This window comes from Pseudokineococcus sp. 5B2Z-1 (genome assembly GCF_037482305.1).
Taxonomy (GTDB): Bacteria; Actinomycetota; Actinomycetes; order Actinomycetales; family Quadrisphaeraceae; genus Pseudokineococcus.
In genome coordinates this window covers 1-15,225 of the sequence record NZ_JBBHZG010000008.1, presented here as the reverse complement: position 1 = coordinate 15,225, position 15,225 = coordinate 1, and the positions used below count along the sequence as shown (strand labels likewise).

Annotated in this window: 11 protein-coding genes and 1 pseudogene; 9 read left to right on the top strand and 3 right to left on the bottom strand. The window is 78.1% G+C overall.

Annotation, left to right across the window (positions count from 1 at the left end; translation table 11 throughout):
• The first annotated feature begins 116 nt into the window (after positions 1–116).
• Positions 117–1,235: a hypothetical protein gene (locus WDV85_RS15800; protein WP_339571542.1), complete on the top strand. Its 1,119-nt coding sequence runs from the start codon at positions 117–119 to the stop codon at positions 1,233–1,235.
• 109 nt (positions 1,236–1,344) lie between these two features.
• Here WDV85_RS15800 and WDV85_RS15795 read toward each other — a convergent pair whose 3' ends face one another.
• Positions 1,345–4,269 carry a leucine--tRNA ligase gene (locus tag WDV85_RS15795; protein WP_339571541.1) on the bottom strand — a complete coding sequence of 975 codons (2,925 nt, stop codon included), beginning with the start codon at positions 4,267–4,269 and terminating at the stop codon, positions 1,345–1,347.
• A 281-nt stretch (positions 4,270–4,550) separates the two neighbouring features.
• Between WDV85_RS15795 and WDV85_RS15790 the strand changes: the two genes are divergently transcribed.
• The 4 genes from WDV85_RS15790 to WDV85_RS15775 all read left to right on the top strand — a co-directional run bounded on the left by WDV85_RS15790 (position 4,551) and on the right by WDV85_RS15775 (position 10,209).
• The gene (locus tag WDV85_RS15790; RefSeq protein WP_339571540.1) at positions 4,551–5,753 is read left to right on the top strand and encodes a helix-hairpin-helix domain-containing protein; all 1,203 of its coding nucleotides are present in this window, start codon (positions 4,551–4,553) and stop codon (positions 5,751–5,753) included.
• 145 nt (positions 5,754–5,898) lie between these two features.
• Entirely contained in the window at positions 5,899–8,787 is a 2,889-nt protein-coding gene (locus WDV85_RS15785) for a ComEC/Rec2 family competence protein (RefSeq protein WP_339571539.1), read from the top strand.
• 49 nt (positions 8,788–8,836) lie between these two features.
• The gene (gene holA, locus WDV85_RS15780; RefSeq protein WP_339571538.1) at positions 8,837–9,880 is read left to right on the top strand and encodes a DNA polymerase III subunit delta; all 1,044 of its coding nucleotides are present in this window, start codon (positions 8,837–8,839) and stop codon (positions 9,878–9,880) included.
• 56 nt (positions 9,881–9,936) lie between these two features.
• Positions 9,937–10,209 carry a YciI family protein gene (locus tag WDV85_RS15775; RefSeq protein WP_339571537.1) on the top strand — a complete coding sequence of 91 codons (273 nt, stop codon included), beginning with the start codon at positions 9,937–9,939 and terminating at the stop codon, positions 10,207–10,209.
• 118 nt (positions 10,210–10,327) lie between these two features.
• Here the strand turns inward: WDV85_RS15775 and rpsT are convergent, their stop codons facing one another.
• Positions 10,328–10,588 (bottom strand): 30S ribosomal protein S20, encoded by a 261-nt coding sequence (rpsT, locus tag WDV85_RS15770; protein ID WP_298805996.1) that lies wholly within the window; start codon positions 10,586–10,588, stop codon positions 10,328–10,330.
• A gap of 376 nt (positions 10,589–10,964) precedes the next feature.
• Here rpsT and lepA point away from each other — a divergent pair, with 376 nt between their 5' ends.
• From lepA to WDV85_RS15755, 3 genes are all read left to right on the top strand, one after another.
• Positions 10,965–12,800: a translation elongation factor 4 gene (gene lepA / locus WDV85_RS15765; protein WP_339571608.1), complete on the top strand. Its 1,836-nt coding sequence runs from the start codon at positions 10,965–10,967 to the stop codon at positions 12,798–12,800.
• 101 nt (positions 12,801–12,901) lie between these two features.
• Positions 12,902–13,882, top strand: a complete 981-nt coding sequence (locus tag WDV85_RS15760) for a Rieske (2Fe-2S) protein (protein ID WP_339571536.1) — start codon at positions 12,902–12,904, stop codon at positions 13,880–13,882.
• Positions 13,869–14,378: a hemerythrin domain-containing protein gene (locus tag WDV85_RS15755; RefSeq protein ID WP_339571535.1), complete on the top strand. Its 510-nt coding sequence runs from the start codon at positions 13,869–13,871 to the stop codon at positions 14,376–14,378. Before WDV85_RS15760 ends, WDV85_RS15755 begins: the two co-directional genes overlap by 14 nt.
• Before the next feature lie 50 nt (positions 14,379–14,428).
• On the opposite strand, the gene WDV85_RS15750 is transcribed toward WDV85_RS15755, so the two are convergent.
• Positions 14,429–14,554, bottom strand: coding sequence for a hypothetical protein (locus WDV85_RS15750; protein WP_339571534.1), 126 nt, complete (start codon positions 14,552–14,554; stop codon positions 14,429–14,431).
• A gap of 175 nt (positions 14,555–14,729) precedes the next feature.
• Here WDV85_RS15750 and WDV85_RS15745 point away from each other — a divergent pair.
• Positions 14,730–15,225: pseudogene (locus tag WDV85_RS15745) on the top strand (hypothetical protein); the annotation flags it as partial.

Here is a 15,225-nt window from a genome sequence, read left to right as displayed (position 1 = left end):
GGCTCCCGTCCGCCCCCGGCCGCCCGGCCAGGGCGGGCGGGAGCCCGCCCCTCCCACCCGAACGGCTCCACCCCGTCCGCTCGACCGGAGCGGCCCCGCCGGCCCTGGAGGTCCCCATGCGGCGCGTCGTCGTCCCCGCGGTGCTCGTCGCCGCGCTCACCGGGCTGCTCCTCGCGCCGCCCGCGGTCGCCACGGCCCCGGCGCCGACGGCGGCGCCGTCGGCCGACCCGGCTCCCGAGCAGGCCCCCGAGCAGGCCGCCGCCGCGGCCGACGGCCGCACGACGTGGACGGTGCAGCCGTCCTCGGGCGGCGCCGCCGACGGCCGCGTCTCCCTCCGCCAGTCCCTGGCGCCCGGCGCCAGCGGGCAGGACGAGGTGCTCGTGACGAACTTCGGCCCGGCCGCGGCCCGCTTCCGCGTGCACGTCGGGGACGGCGTCGTCGGCGCCGGCCAGGCCTTCGACGTCGCGCCGGCCGGCAGCACGCCGGGCGGCTCCGGTACCTGGGTCTCCCTCGGCGAGGTGCCGGGGGCCGCCGACGACGGGGAGGGCGGCGTCGTCGTCGCGCTCGAGCCGGAGCAGCAGGTCGCGGTGCCCCTCACGACGACCGTGCCGGCGGACGCCGTCCCCGGCGACCACCCGGCCGGCGTCGTCGCCGAGGTCCTCCCCGAGGGCGACGAGCCGCTCGAGGTGGCGGCGCGCGTCGGCGTGCGCCTGCACCTGCGGGTGACCGGCGACGTCCGCGCCGCGGTCGTCGCGGAGGACGTCGAGGCGCGGTGGCGGCCCTCGTGGAACCCCTTCTCCAGCGGCTCGGTGCTCGTGACCTACGGCGTCCGCAACGCGGGCCAGGTGCGCGTGGCCGCGACCTCCGACGTCCGCGTCTCCGGGCCGGTCGACGCCCTCGGGGCGGCCGCCTCCGACAGCTGGCGCGAGCTGCTGCCCGGGCAGGTCGTGCCCGCGAGCACCGACCTGTCGGTGTGGGGCCTGCTCCGCTCCGGCGGCCGGGTCGTCGTCGAGGGCGCGCCCGTGGGCGCCGACGTCCTCGACGCGGAGCCGGTCGGCGACAGCGTGCCGCTGGTCGTCTGGACCGTCCCGTGGCCGCAGCTCGTCCTGCTGCTGCTCGCGGGGCTCGTGCTCGTCCTGGTCGTCCGCCGCCGCCGGGCGGCCGAGCGCCGCGTGCAGGAGCGCATCGACGCGGCCGTCGCCGCGGCGACCGCGTCCTCGGACGCCGCCCGCTGAGGGAGTCCGCGGACAGCAGACCGCGTGAGCCGTCCACGAGCGCGACCGTGCACGGTCACGCCCGTGGACGGCTGCCCGGCGTCCGGGGCGACGGCGCCGGGAGCCGGGCTCAGACGACGACGTTGACCAGCGACGGCGGGCGCACGACGACCTTGCGGACGACGGCGTCCCCGACGGCCCGCTGCACGGCGCCCTCGGCGAGGGCGCGCTCGCGCAGGTCGTCCTCGGTGATGTCGGCGGGCACCTGCAGGCGCGCGCGCACCTTGCCGCGGACCTGCACGACGGCGGTCACCTCGTCCTCGACGAGGAGGGCCTCCTCCGCCTGCGGGAAGGGCTCCCGCACGAGGGACGTGCTGTGCCCCAGGCGCTCCCACAGCTCCTCGGCGACGTGCGGCGCCAGCGGGGCGACGAGCAGGACGAGCTGCTCCGCGACGGCCCGCGGCGTCGAGCCGCGCTTGACGAGGTGGTTGTTGAGCTCGATCACCTTGGCCAGGGCCGTGTTGAAGCGCAGCCCCTCGTAGTCGCGGCGGACGCCGTCGACGGTGCGGGCGAGGACCCGCGCCGTGGCGTCGTCGACGGCCTCGTCGCTCACCCGCAGCTCGCCCGTCGTCTCGTCGACGACGTTGCGCCACAGGCGCTGGAGGAAGCGGAAGGACCCGACGACGGCCCGGGTCTCCCACGGGCGCGCCGCGTCGAGGGGGCCCATGCCCATCTCGTAGAGCCGCAGGGTGTCGGCGCCGTACTCGGCGGCGATCTCGTCGGGCGCCACCGCGTTCTTCAGCGACTTGCCCATCTTCCCGAGCTCGCGCGTGACCGGCTGCCCCTGCCACGTGTACGTGGTGCCCGCCGGCCCCTCGGCCTCCTCGACCTCGGCCGCCGGCACGGCGATGCCGCGGGCGTCGCGGAAGACGTACGCCTGGATCATCCCCTGGTTGAAGAGCCGGTGGAACGGCTCCGAGGAGCTCACGTGGCCGAGGTCGTGGAGGACCTTGTGCCAGAAGCGCGCGTAGAGCAGGTGCAGCACGGCGTGCTCGGCGCCGCCGACGTACAGGTCGACCCCGCCCAGCGGCTTGCCCTCGCGCGGGCCCATCCACGCCGCCTCCAGGGCGGGGTCGACGAGGCGCTCGGTGTTGTCCGGGTCGAGGTAGCGCAGCTCGTACCAGCACGACCCCGCCCAGTTCGGCATGGTGTTGGTCTCGCGGCGGTACCGGCGCGGGCCGTCGCCGAGGTCGAGCTCGACGTGCACCCAGTCCTCGCGGCGCGACAGGGGCGTCTCGGGGGAGGTGTCGGCGTCGTCGGGGTCGAAGGTCCGCGGCGAGTAGTCGTCGACCTCGGGCAGCTCGACGGGCAGCTGGTCCTCCGGCACCGCGTGGGCGACGCCGTCCTCGTCGTAGACGACGGGGAAGGGCTCGCCCCAGTAGCGCTGGCGGCTGAAGAGCCAGTCCCGCAGCCGGTAGGTCGTCGTCGCCCGGCCCAGGCCGCGCTCGTCCAGCCACGCCGACATCCGCTGCACGGCCTCGGGAACCGGCAGGCCGTCGAGGACCACGCCGTCGTCCCCGAGGCGCCCGCGGGCGTCCGAGCCCGTGACCGCGCCGTCCTTCGCCGTCCACGCGTCATCCCAGGTGGAGGCGTCGAGCCCGCGGTCGTCGGCCGGGGTGACGACGCAGCGCAGGGGGAGGTCGAAGGCGCGGGCGAAGTCGAAGTCGCGCTGGTCGTGGGCCGGCACGGCCATGATCGCCCCCGTGCCGTAGCCCATGAGGACGTAGTCGGCGACGAAGACGGGCACCTGCTCGCCCGTCGCCGGGTGCGTGGCGGTCGCCCCGGTGAAGACGCCGGTCTTGGCGCCCGCCGCCCCCTCGGCCTGGCGCTCGGCGTCGGTGCGCGCGGCCGCCCGGCGCGCGTAGGCGTGCACGGCCTCGCGGGGGGTGGTGGCGCCGCCGGTCCAGCTCTCCGGCAGGGGGTCTCCCGCGGGGGTGGCGTCCGGCCAGGCCGCTGGCAGCACCGTGTCGACGAGGGGGTGCTCGGGGGCGAGGACGAGGTAGGTGGCCCCGAAGAGGGTGTCGGGGCGCGTGGTGAAGACCTCGACGACGCCGTCGCCCGCGTTCTCGCCGCCCTCGACGGCGAAGCGCACGTGCGCGCCGTGGCTGCGCCCGATCCAGTGCCGCTGCTGGACCTTGATGGCCTCGGGCCAGTCGAGCGGCTCCAGGTCGTCGACGAGGCGGTCGGCGTAGGCCGTGATCCGCATCTTCCACTGGCGCAGCGAGGCCGTGAAGACGGGGAAGTTGCCGCGCTCGGAGCGACCCTCGGCCGTGACCTCCTCGTTGGCGAGCACCGTGCCCAGCCCCGGGCACCAGTTGACGGGCGCCTCGTCGGCGTAGGCGAGGCGGTGCCGGGACAGGACGTCGTCGCGCTCGACCGCGGTGAGGTCGGCCCACGGGCGCCCGTCGGGCGTCGGGCGGAAGCCGTCCTCGAAGGCGGCCACCAGCTCGGTGATGGGGCGTGCGCGCCGCTGCTCGGCGTCGTACCAGGACCCGAAGACCTGCAGGAAGATCCACTGGGTCCAGCGGTAGTAGGCGGGGTCGATCGTCGAGATCGAGCGGTGCGGGTCGTGGCCCAGGCCGAGGCGGCGCAGCTGCTCGCGCATCGTCGCGATGTTCGCGAGGGTCGAGGTCCGCGGGTGCGTGCCGGTCTGGACGGCGTACTGCTCGGCCGGCAGCCCGAAGGCGTCGTAGCCGAGGGTGTGGAGCACCTCGCGCCCGGACATCCGCAGGTACCGGCTGTAGACGTCCGTCGCGATGTAGCCCAGGGGGTGGCCGACGTGCAGGCCCGCGCCCGAGGGGTACGGGAACATGTCCATGACGAAGGCGGTGCTGCCGCCTTCGCGCGGGGCGCGGGCCGCGTAGACGTCGTCGTCGAGCCACCGCTGCTGCCACCGCGCCTCGACCTGCGCCGCGAGCCCCGCGTCGTAGCGCGCGGCGGGCGCGCCGGGGGCGGGGGAGGGGGTCTCGGCGGGGGCGGTGTTCTCGGGAGCCACGCCTGCCGAGACTAGTGCGGCGCACGGGCCCCCGAGGCCGCCGCCCGCGTCGGCGCCGGTGCGCCGGACCGGCCCCGCGGTCGGGCCGGCGCGGCGGTGGGCGGCCCGGGTGGTTGACGGACGCTGGGCGTCCGCGCCGGGGGCGCCTGGGCGGTGAGCGGACGGGCGGTGGGCGGGCGGGCAGTGTCCGGGCGGTGCGCACAGGCGCGACCCAGCGGGCCTCCGTCCCCAGGCGGTGCCGGGCGCGGCGCGGGCCGGGGCCCGACCCGCAGCCTCGTGGCGTGGGACGAGCGGGGAGCACCGACGGCGAGGTCGTGCGCGCGCGGCTGGACGCCGTGCTGGCGGGACGCCCGCCCCGCGGCGCCGGCGCGGGCGACGCGGCGGGCGCCGGCTCCCTCGACCTCCCGGCGGCCCCCCAGGGCCTCGACGAGGGGGACCTCGACGACGGCCTGGACGACGACGGCCTCGACGACGACGGCGGGCTGGCCCGAGGGGGCCGCCGCGCCCGTCGCGGGCACGCACGTCACGGCGCCGGTGGGGTGGGTGCCGACCGGTGGTCCGTCGCCGAGGAGCCGGACCTCGTCGAGGGCCTGGGCCTGTGGCCGCAGCTGCGGGCGGCCCTCGCGGACCGGGTGCCGGCGTCCGTGCGCGCCGCCCGGTGGGCGGTGCCCCTGCCGGCCGTCACGGCGACCCTGCTGGTCGCCGCCGTGGTGGTCGTCGCCCTCGCCGTCCGCTCGTCGGCGACGGCGCCGGGGCTGCCCGTCCCCGTCCGCGCGCCGGTCGCCGCCGCGGGCGCCCCGACGTCGGTGGAAGCGGTCGGGGGGACACCGCCGCCCACCGGGCCCGCCCACGCCGCCGCTCCGGGGACCGCGGCGCCGCCGGCGGAACCACCTGGGACGTCTCTCGCACCGGCGGCGCCGACCGGGGCGTCGACCGGGGCGACGAACCCGCCGGCGGGCGCCGCGCCCGAGGAGCTCGTCGTCCACGTGGTGGGCAGGGTCGCGGCGCCGGGCGTCGTCCGGCTGCCGGTGGGCGCGCGGGTGGTCGACGCCCTCGAAGCCGCGGGCGGGGCGACGCCGGAGGCCGACCTCGCGCGGGTCAACCTCGCCCGGCCGGTCGTCGACGGGGAGCAGGTGCTCGTCCCGGCGCCGGGGGAGGAGCCCGGGCCCCTGGTCGTCGCGGCCCCCGGTGCGCCGGCAGGAGGGACGTCGACCTCAGGGACGTCGACCGGGGCCGCGGGCGCCCCGGCGGCGCCGGGCGGCGGGGCTGCGGGCGGTGGGGCGGGGGGCGGCGGCCTGCTCGACCTCAACCGGGCGGGCCTCGCCGACCTCGACGGCCTGCCGGGCATCGGGCCCGTCCTCGCCCAGCGCATCCTCGACACCCGCGAGCAGCTCGGCGCCTTCACGAGCGTCGAGGAGCTGGGGGAGGTCAGCGGCATCGGCGAGGCGCGCCTCGCCGAGCTGCGCGAGCTCGTGGTCGTCTGAGGTGCCGTCCGACGCCCGACCCGGCCTCCCGAGACCTCCGGCGCCGGATGGGCCCGGCGGCGCGCCCGGCCCGAGGGAGGCCCCCGGGACGGGCGGGTCCACCGCGCCGGGGCTGTCGGCACCGGTCGGCGCACCGTCCGCCGACGTGCCGTCCGCCCACCTGCCGTCCGCCGGCCAGCCGAGCGCCGGGGCTTCGCTGCCCAGCGTCCACCGCGAGGACCTGCGCCTCGTCCCGGCGGCGGCCGCCACCTGGGGCGGGGCCGCGGCGGGCGTCGGCGTCCCGCCCGCGGTCGCGCTCTGCGCGGCCCTCGGCGGCCTCCTCCTCGCCGCCCTCCTCCTGGTCGGCCCCGTGCTGCTCCGCCCCGTCCCCGTCGGTCGCGGCCCCGTCGCGTCCGTCCACGTCGGCGCCGCCCCCGTCGCGTCCGTGCGCGTCGGCGCCGCCCCCGTCGCGTCCGTCCGCGTCGGCTGCGCCCGCGGTGCGGTCGCCGCTCGGGCCGCGGCCGGCCGCACGGGCCCGGACGCCGACCCGGGCCGCCCGGGCCGACGCCCGCGGGAGCACCGGCCCGGGGCCGCCGGACGGCGCGCGGCCCTGGCGCTGGCCGCCGTCGCGGCCGCCGCCGCCCTGGCCTCCGCGGGCGTGCGCACGGCGGGCACCTCCGGCGGCCTCCTGCCCGACCTCGTCGAGCGCCGCGCCGTCGTGGAGCTCGCCGTCCGGGTGAGCGCCGACCCCTCACCGGTCGCCCCGGCGGCGCACGGCCCCAGCGGGTCCGGCGGGGCCAGGACGTCCTCGCCCGAGCGGTGGGTCGTCCGGGTGCGCGCGCTCGAGGTCACCGGGCGCGGTGCGGTCGGCGGCGCACGGGGCGGCCTCCTCCTCGTCGGCGGCCGGCAGGTCGCCGAGCTGGGGCGCGACGAGGAGGTCACCGTCGTCGGGCGACTCGTCCCCACCGATCCGGGGGACGACGTCGTCGCGCTCCTGCGGGTGCAGGGCCCCCTGCGTGCGGTGCGTCCCCCCACCGGGTGGCGAGGCGCCGCGGCGCACCTGCGCGCGGGCCTGCGCACGGCGGTCGAGCCACTGCCCGCCGACCCGCGGGGTCTGCTGCCGGGCCTCGTCGTGGGGGACACGACCGCCCTGCCCGCGGACCTGGAGGACGCCATGCGCACCGCCGGCCTCGCCCACCTCACCGCGGTGAGCGGCGGCAACACGGCCGTCCTCGTCGCCGCCGCCGCGGGAGGCGCCGCGCTCCTCGGCGCCCGGCGGCTCGCCCGGGCCGCCGTCGCCGGGGCCGCGCTCACCGCGTTCGTGGCCGTGGCCGGGCCGGAGCCCAGCGTGCTGCGCGCGGGCGTGATGGCGGCCGCCGCGCTCGTGGGGCTGCTCGCGGCCCGCCCGGGGCGCGGCGTGCCGCCGCTGGCGGCGGCCGTCGTCGTGCTCGTCGTCCTCGACCCGTCCACCTCGCGCTCGATCGGCTTCGCGCTCTCGGTGCTCGGCACCGGCGCGCTCCTCCTGCTGGCCCGGCCGTGGGCGGCGGGCCTGGCGCGGGTGGTGCCGGAGCGGGTCGCCGTCGTCGTCGCGGTGCCGCTGGCCGCGCAGGCGGTCTGCGCGCCCGTCCTCCTGCTGCTCGACCCGCGGGTCTCCCTCGTCGCCGTGCCCGCCAACGTGCTCGCGGCGCCGGCGGTCGCACCCGCCACCGTGCTCGGCGTCCTGGCGCTCGCGGTGGCGCCCCTCTCGCCGCCGCTCGCCCACGTCCTCGCCGTCCCCGCCGGCTGGGCCGCGGGCTGGGTGGCGGCGGTCGCGCGGACCGCGGCGTCGGTCCCAGCGGCCACGGTCGCGTGGCCCGGCGGCTGGGCGGGCGCCGCCCTGCTCACGGGAGTCCTGCTGACGGCCCTCCTCGTCGTCCCGGCGCTGGTCCGCGGCGTCGCCGCCGCGGTGCGCGCCCGGCCGCGCGACCCCGCGGGCGCCCGGGGCTCCGGGGCGGCCGCCGTCGGTGCCGGACCTCGGCCCCGGCGCCCGGCACGGGACGGCCCCGTCGTCCCGGCGGGCCGGCCGGGTGGTGCCTGGCGGGACCGCCGGCAGATCCTGGCCCTGGTCGCGGCCGCCTGCCTCGTCGCCGGGCTCGCCCTGGCGCCGCCGGTGCGGGCGCGCCTCGGCGGCGCGTCGTGGCCGCCGCCCGACTGGCTCGCCGTCCAGTGCGACGTCGGCCAGGGGGCCGCCCTGGTCGTCCGCAGCGGACCCGGCGCCGCGGTCGTCGTCGACGTCGGGCCCGACCCGGACCTCGTCGACGGGTGCCTGGACCGCCTCGGCGTCGAGCGGGTCGACCTCCTCGTCCTCACGCACTTCCACGCCGACCACGTCGACGGGCTCCCGGGGGCGCTCTCGGGCCGGGAGGTCGAGCGCGCGCTCACGAGCCCGCTGCCCGTGCCGGACGCCGCGGCGGGCCGTGTCGCGCAGCAGCTGGCGGACGCGGGCGTGCCCTCGTCCGTCGGCGTGGCCGGTGAGCAGGGGACCGCGGGGGAGGTCCGCTGGCGCGTCCTCGCCCCCGGGGCGGGGGCGTCGCCGGGGCCCTCGGGCGCCGGTGGCGGCCGGGGTGCGGCCGGGGGCGGACGCGGCGGGCGGGACAGCGGTGCGGCGGGCGGCGAGGACGACGGCGCCAACGACGCGAGCGTCGTGGTCGTCCTCGAGGCGCCCGGCGGGCGGGTCACCGCCCTGGGCGACCTCGGCGCCGAGGCCCAGGCGGCGCTGCGGCGGGCGACGTCGACGGACGCCGGCGCGTGGCCCGTCGACGTCCTCGGCGTCGCCCACCACGGCTCGTCCGACCAGGACCCGGGCCTCGCGGCGCTCGCCGACCCGCGCGCCGCGCTCGCCGGGGTGGGGGAGAACACCTACGGCCACCCCGCCGCTCGGGCCCTCGAGCTCGTGGGGGCCGGCGGTGCCGTCGTCGCCTGCACGACGGCGACGGGGGACGTGGCCGTCTCGGGGCGCCCCGACGCGCTGGTGCTGACCGCCCGGCGCGCTCTCCACGACGGCGCCACGTGCTGAGGCGCGGGCGCGCGGGCCGGGTGTCGGCGGTGCGTGGCAGGCTGCCCGAGTGGCCCAGGGCACCCGTCAGCAGCGGTCGACGAGCCGGTCCTCGAACCGCTCGTCCGGCCGGTCCTCGGGCGCCCGGGGCTGGCGCGAGGCCGTCCCCGCGCCGCTCGTGCTCGTCACGGGCACCGAGCAGGTGCTCGCCGAGCGCGCGGTCGCCCGCGTCACGGCGCTGCAGCGCGCCGAGCACCCCGAGCTCGAGGTCGTCGGCGTCGACGCCACCTCCTACGAGGCGGGCGTGCTCGCGGCGGTCGCCAGCCCGTCGCTCTTCGGCGAGCCCCGGCTCGCGGTCGTCACGGGCGCCGAGGCCCCCGCCGAGCGCTTCGAGGCCGACCTGCGGGCCTACCTCGCCGCGCCGGCCGACGACGTCGTCCTCGTCGTCCGGCACGCCGGCGGCTCCGGCGGTCGCAAGGTCCTCGAGGTCGCCCGCGCGCACGCGGGTGCCGTCCTCGTCGACTGCCCGCCGCTCAAGAAGGACGCCGAGAAGCTCGAGTTCGTGGGCCTGGAGTTCGAGGCGGCGCGGCGGCGCATCGCGGCCCCCGCCGCGCGCGCCCTCGTCGACGCGGTGGGGTCCGACCTGCGCGAGCTGTCCGCCTCGTGCGCCCAGCTCGTCGCCGACACCTCGGGCACGGTCGAGGTGGAGGACGTCACGCGCTACTACGGCGGCCGCGTCGAGGCCACGGGGTTCCGGGTGGCCGACGCCGTCGTCGCCGGTCACCGCGCCGAGGCGCTCGCCCTGCTGCGCCAGGCGGTGGCCACCGGCCTCGACCCCGTGCCGATCGTCGCCGTCCTCGCGGCGCGGCTGCGGCAGATGGTGCTCGTCGGCGGCTCGCGGGGCCGGGGGGACGAGGTGGCGAAGGCCCTGGGCATGGCGCCGTGGATGGTCGACCGCACCCGGCGCGAGCTGCGCGGCTGGACGCCGGGCGCCCTCGGCGCCGGCATCGTCCTGCTGGCCGAGACGGACGCGGCCGTCAAGGGCGGCGGTCGCGACCCCGTCTACGCGCTCGAGCGCGCCGTCCTCGTCCTCTGCGACGCGCACGAGCGCTGAGCCGGCCGTCCCCGATCCCCGCGTCCGACCACCCGCCCCGCACCGGAGGAGCCCCCGTGACCCACTTCGTCGCCGAGATCGTCTACACCGCCGCCCCCGACGTGGTGGCGGCCTCGCGCCCCGCCCACCGGGAGCACCTCGCGGCGCTCCACGCCCGCGGGGCCCTCGTCCTGTCGGGCCCGTGGGCCGACGGCACCGGGGCCTGCCTCGTCTACCGGGCCGACGACGAGGCGGCCGTGCGCGGGATGCTGGCCGACGACCCGTTCCTCCGCGACGGCGTCGTGGAGGTCCGCTCGGTCCGGGAGTGGACCGTCGTCGTGGGCGGCTGACCTGGGTCCCGGGGCCGTGCCGACGAGGACGGCCCCGGGACGACGGAAGGGCACACCCCCCGCGGGGGTGCGCCCTTCGACGTCGTGCGCTGCGGGCCCACGAGCCCGCGGCGCCGCCTCAGACGGAGGCGACGCGCTTGGCGAGGGCCGACTTGCGGTTGGCCGCCTGGTTCTTGTGGATGACGCCCTTGCTCACGGCCTTGTCGAGGCGCTTGGACGCACGGGCGAGCGCCGACTGCGCCTTGTCGCGGTCGCCGCTGTCGGCGGCCTCGCGGACGGAGCGGACCGCCGACTTCAGCTCGGACTTGACGGCCTTGTTGCGCAGGCGCGCCTTCTCGTTGGTGAGGATGCGCTTCTTCTGGCTCTTGATGTTCGCCACGTCTGATTAGCTCCAGGTCGGTCGTGTCTGGCTCGTGCTCGAAGGTCTGCGAGGCGGCCACGACCCGGGCTGGACGCCCGGCGGTGGCGGTGCCGGTGCGCTCGGGCGCCCCGCGGGGGGACGCGCGCCGGGCGCGACGTGCAAGGCTACCAGCGCCGTGGCCGCGGTCCCCGCCGCCGTCGTCGGCCACCGACCCGCAGCTGGGGGTCGGGTCACCGTGCGGGCCCCGGGCGGGGCGCTGCGACGTGCGACGATGGGGGCTCGCCCGCCGCCGGCCACGCGCCCGCGGCCCGGATCCCGACGGAGGTGGCCCGAGCCCGTGAGCGCCCCGGCCCGCAGCGACGCCGCGCACGCCAGCGACCGCGCGCAGGGCGGCATCGAGCCCGCCTCGACCGCCCCCGCGCTGCTGCGGAACTTCTCGATCATCGCCCACATCGACCACGGCAAGTCGACCCTGGCCGACCGGATGCTCCAGATCACCGGCGTCGTGGACGAGCGGGCCATGCGGGCGCAGTACCTCGACCGCATGGACATCGAGCGCGAGCGCGGCATCACCATCAAGAGCCAGGCCGTCCGCATGCCGTGGACCGTCGACGGGCGCGCCCACGCGCTCAACATGATCGACACCCCGGGCCACGTCGACTTCACCTACGAGGTCTCCCGCTCCCTCGCCGCCTGCGAGGGCGCCGTCCTCCTCGTCGACGCCTCCCAGGGCATCGAGGCGCAGACGCTCGCCAACCTCTACCTGGCGATGGAGGGCGACCTCGAGATCATCCCGGTGCTCAACAAGATCGACCTGCCCGCCGCCCAGCCGGAGCGGTACGCGGAGGAGATCGCCGGGCTCGTCGGCTGCGACCCCGCCGACGTGCTCCGCGTCAGCGGCAAGACGGGCGAGGGCGTGCCCGAGCTGCTCGACCGCATCGTGCAGCGGGTGCCGGCGCCGGTCGGCGACCCGGACGCCCCCGCGCGCGCCATGATCTTCGACTCGGTCTACGACACCTACCGCGGCGTCGTCACCTACGTCCGCGTCGTCGACGGGCGCCTGGACCCCCGCCAGCGGATCGCCATGATGTCGACCCGCGCGACGCACGAGCTGCTCGAGATCGGCGTCAGCTCCCCCGAGCCGACGCCGTCGAAGGGGCTCGGGGTCGGGGAGGTCGGGTACCTCATCACCGGCGTCAAGGACGTCCGCCAGTCGCGGGTCGGCGACACGGTGACCGACTCCGCCAAGCCCGCCACCGAGTCGCTCGGCGGCTACCGCGACCCGCGGCCCATGGTCTTCTCGGGGCTCTTCCCGCTCGACGGCTCCGACTACCCGGTGCTGCGCGACGCCCTCGACAAGCTCAAGCTCAACGACGCCGCCCTCGTCTACGAACCGGAGACCTCCGTGGCCCTCGGCTTCGGCTTCCGCTGCGGCTTCCTCGGCCTGCTCCACCTCGAGATCGTCCGCGAGCGCCTCGAGCGCGAGTTCGACCTCGACCTCATCTCGACCGCGCCGAGCGTCGTCTACGAGGTGCGGATGGACGACGGCGAGGTCGTCTCCGTCACCAACCCCAGCGAGTTCCCCGAGGGCAAGGTGGGGGAGGTCCGCGAGCCGGTGGTGAAGGCGACCGTGCTGGCGCCGAGCGACTACATCGGCGCCGTCATGGAGCTGTGCCAGAGCCGCCGCGGCGAGATGCTCGGCATGGACTACCTCTCGCCCGAGCGGGTCGAGCTGCGCTACCAGCTGCCGCTGGCGGAGATCGTCTTCGACTTCTTCGACCAGCTGAAGTCGAAGACCAAGGGCTACGCCTCGCTGGACTACGAGCCCGCCGGCGACCAGGCGGCCGACCTCGTCAAGGTCGACGTCCTGCTGCAGGGCGAGAAGGTCGACGCCTTCAGCGCCATCGTCCACAAGGACAAGGCGTACCCCTACGGCACGATGATGGCCGGCCGGCTGCAGAAGCTCATCCCGCGCCAGCAGTTCGAGGTGCCCGTGCAGGCCGCCATCGGCGCGCGCGTCATCGCTCGCGAGACGGTCCGCGCCATCCGCAAGGACGTCCTCTCCAAGTGCTACGGCGGTGACATCACGCGCAAGCGCAAGCTGCTGGAGAAGCAGAAGGAGGGCAAGAAGCGGATGAAGATGGTGGGACGCGTCGAGGTGCCGCAGGAGGCCTTCATCGCCGCCCTCACCGCCGACGCCGCCGAGAGCAAGGACGGCGCCAAGAAGTAGGCGCTGAGGAGCAGTCGGAGGTCGCGCGGCCCGCCCGGACGGGGCGACGCGTCCGGTGCGCCCGGGTTGCACCGCACGGCCGCCGGCGGGTTGATGGGGCGATGACGCCCCCGACCGCCCTGGCCGAGCGGCTGACCACGGCCCCCGAGGCGTGGGAGGCGCTCGACCGGCCGTCCTACCGCGCCGAGCACGTCCTCGGGGTGGCGCTCAACGCCCTGGGGCGGGCGCGGGGGCCCGTCGTCGACGTGCTCCACGGCACGTGGCTCGGCCACCTGCTGCACCCCGCGCTGACCGACGTCCCCGTCGGCTCGTGGACGGCGGCGCTCGCGCTCGACGCCCTCGACGTCGTCGGGGCCTCCCGCGCGCCGGGGCTCGCCGCGGCCTCGCGCGCCTGCACGGCGGTCGGCCTCGTGGGCGCCGCGGCCGCGGTCGCCACCGGGCTGGTGGACTGGCAGCACACGCACGAGGGCGCGCGCCGGGTGGGCGTCGTCCACGGGCTCCTCAGCGCGACCGCGACGGGGCTGCAGCTCGCGTCATGGCGCGAGCGGGGTCGAGGCCGGACGGCGCGGGGGCGCGCGCTCGGCCTCGCCGGGTGGTGCGTCGTCACGGCGAGCGCGGCGCTGGGCGGCGCCCTCGTGCACCGGCACGGCGTCGGCTCCGACCACGCCGACAGGTCGCTCGCGCCGCGGACCTTCACCGACGCCCTGCCCGTGGCCGACCTCGTCGACGGCCGGCCCGCACGGGCGGACGTCGACGGCGTCCGCGTCGTGCTCCTGCGTCAGGGCGACGGCCCGGTGCGCGCCTTCGGCGAGGAGTGCCCGCACCTGCGCGGCCCGCTGTCCGAGGGGTGGGTGACGCGCGAAGGACTCGTGTGCCCGTGGCACGGCTCGTGCTTCTCCCTCGAGGACGGCGCCGTCGTCCACGGGCCGGCGACGGCACCCCTGCCGCGGTTCGAGACGAGGGTGCGCGGCGGCACCGTGCAGGTGCGCCGGGTGCCGCCGGTGCCCGGGGCGAGCCCGGGGAGCGTCACCGCCGCCGAGCAGCGCCGCGAGGACGAGGGGGACCGCCGTGCGCGCCACTGAGGTGCTGACCGCCCACCACGACGAGCTCCGGTCGCTGCTCGCGGAGCTGGCCCGGCTGCCGGGGGACCGAGCCGAGGAGCGCCAGCGGGTGCTCGACCGCCTCGTCGACGAGCTCAGCCTCCACGAGCAGCTGGAGGACGAGATCTTCTACCCGTCCGTGACGGCGGCCAGTCCCATGGTGGCCGTCGCCCACGCCGAGCACCGGTACCTGGAGGACCAGGTGGCCGTCGTCGTCCGCACCGGGCCGCGCCGCGCCGGCTTCGACGAGGAGGTGCGCGTCCTCACCGCCGCGGTCGAGCACCACGCCGGGCACGAGGAGAGCGAGATGTTCACCGAGGTCGACGCCAAGCTCGACGCCGACGTCCTCGACGACATGGGCGCGCGCATCGCGGCGCGCCTGGAGAAGCTCCGGGGCTCCCGCACGACGCAGCTGAGGCTGCGGGTGAAGCGGGAGGTGCTCCGGCGCACGCCGGGAGGCGCCCGCCGACCCCGCTGAGGGCCCGTCGCTCGCGGCGCCCCCGCTCGGTCGTCGTGGAGGGGGCTCGCTCAGCGGTGGCGTCGGCGGGGGTCGCGACGGCGGTCCACCGCGCCCCAGGAGCGCGCGGCGGCGGCGTCCTGCAGGAGCGTCGTCTCGTCGTGGCCGTGGGTCTCGGCGGGTGTGGGGGAGGGCACGTCGGGCCGCTCGCACGGCGACGGTGCCGGGGCTGGGCTGGTCGTGGTCACGATCCCGCATCGGTCGTCCGCGGCGGCGGCTTGAGGGGCGCCGTCCCGGACGGCGCCCGGCGCCGTCGAGGACGTCGAACACGTGTTCGAGTCGTTGTCGGTGGTCGCCCCTACGGTCGTGGGTGTGGAGGACGAGGCGGTGCCGGGGTCGGGTGCGGGGGCGCCCGACTCCTCGTCTGCGCCTCTTCCTGTGCTCGAGGCGCTGACGGCTGCGGTGGCGGCGGGTCGGGCGGCGGTGGCGGGTCTGGGGCTGTGGTCGGTGGCCACGGCGGACCTGCGGGGTGTGCTGCGTGAGCTGGAGGGTCTGGTGCGGGTGGCGCAGGCGGCGCAGGTGGTGGTGCTGGGTGAGGTCGCGGCCCGGGGTGAGGCGCTGGTGCCGGGTGGGTTGACGCCGGGGGAGCGGGCGGTGCTGGCGCGGTCGCGGGCGGGGGACGGGCGCGGTGAGCTCGCGGGGGTGCTGGGGGTGCATCCGGCGACGGCGGCGCGCCGGCAGGCGACGGTGGCGTTCGTGACGGGGGCGGGCCTGCCGGCGCAGCGGGTCGCCCGTACGGGCGGGCGGGGAGCGGGGCTGGGTGAGGGCGCTGCGACCGGGGCGGCGTTGGCTGCGGGGCTCGTGAGCG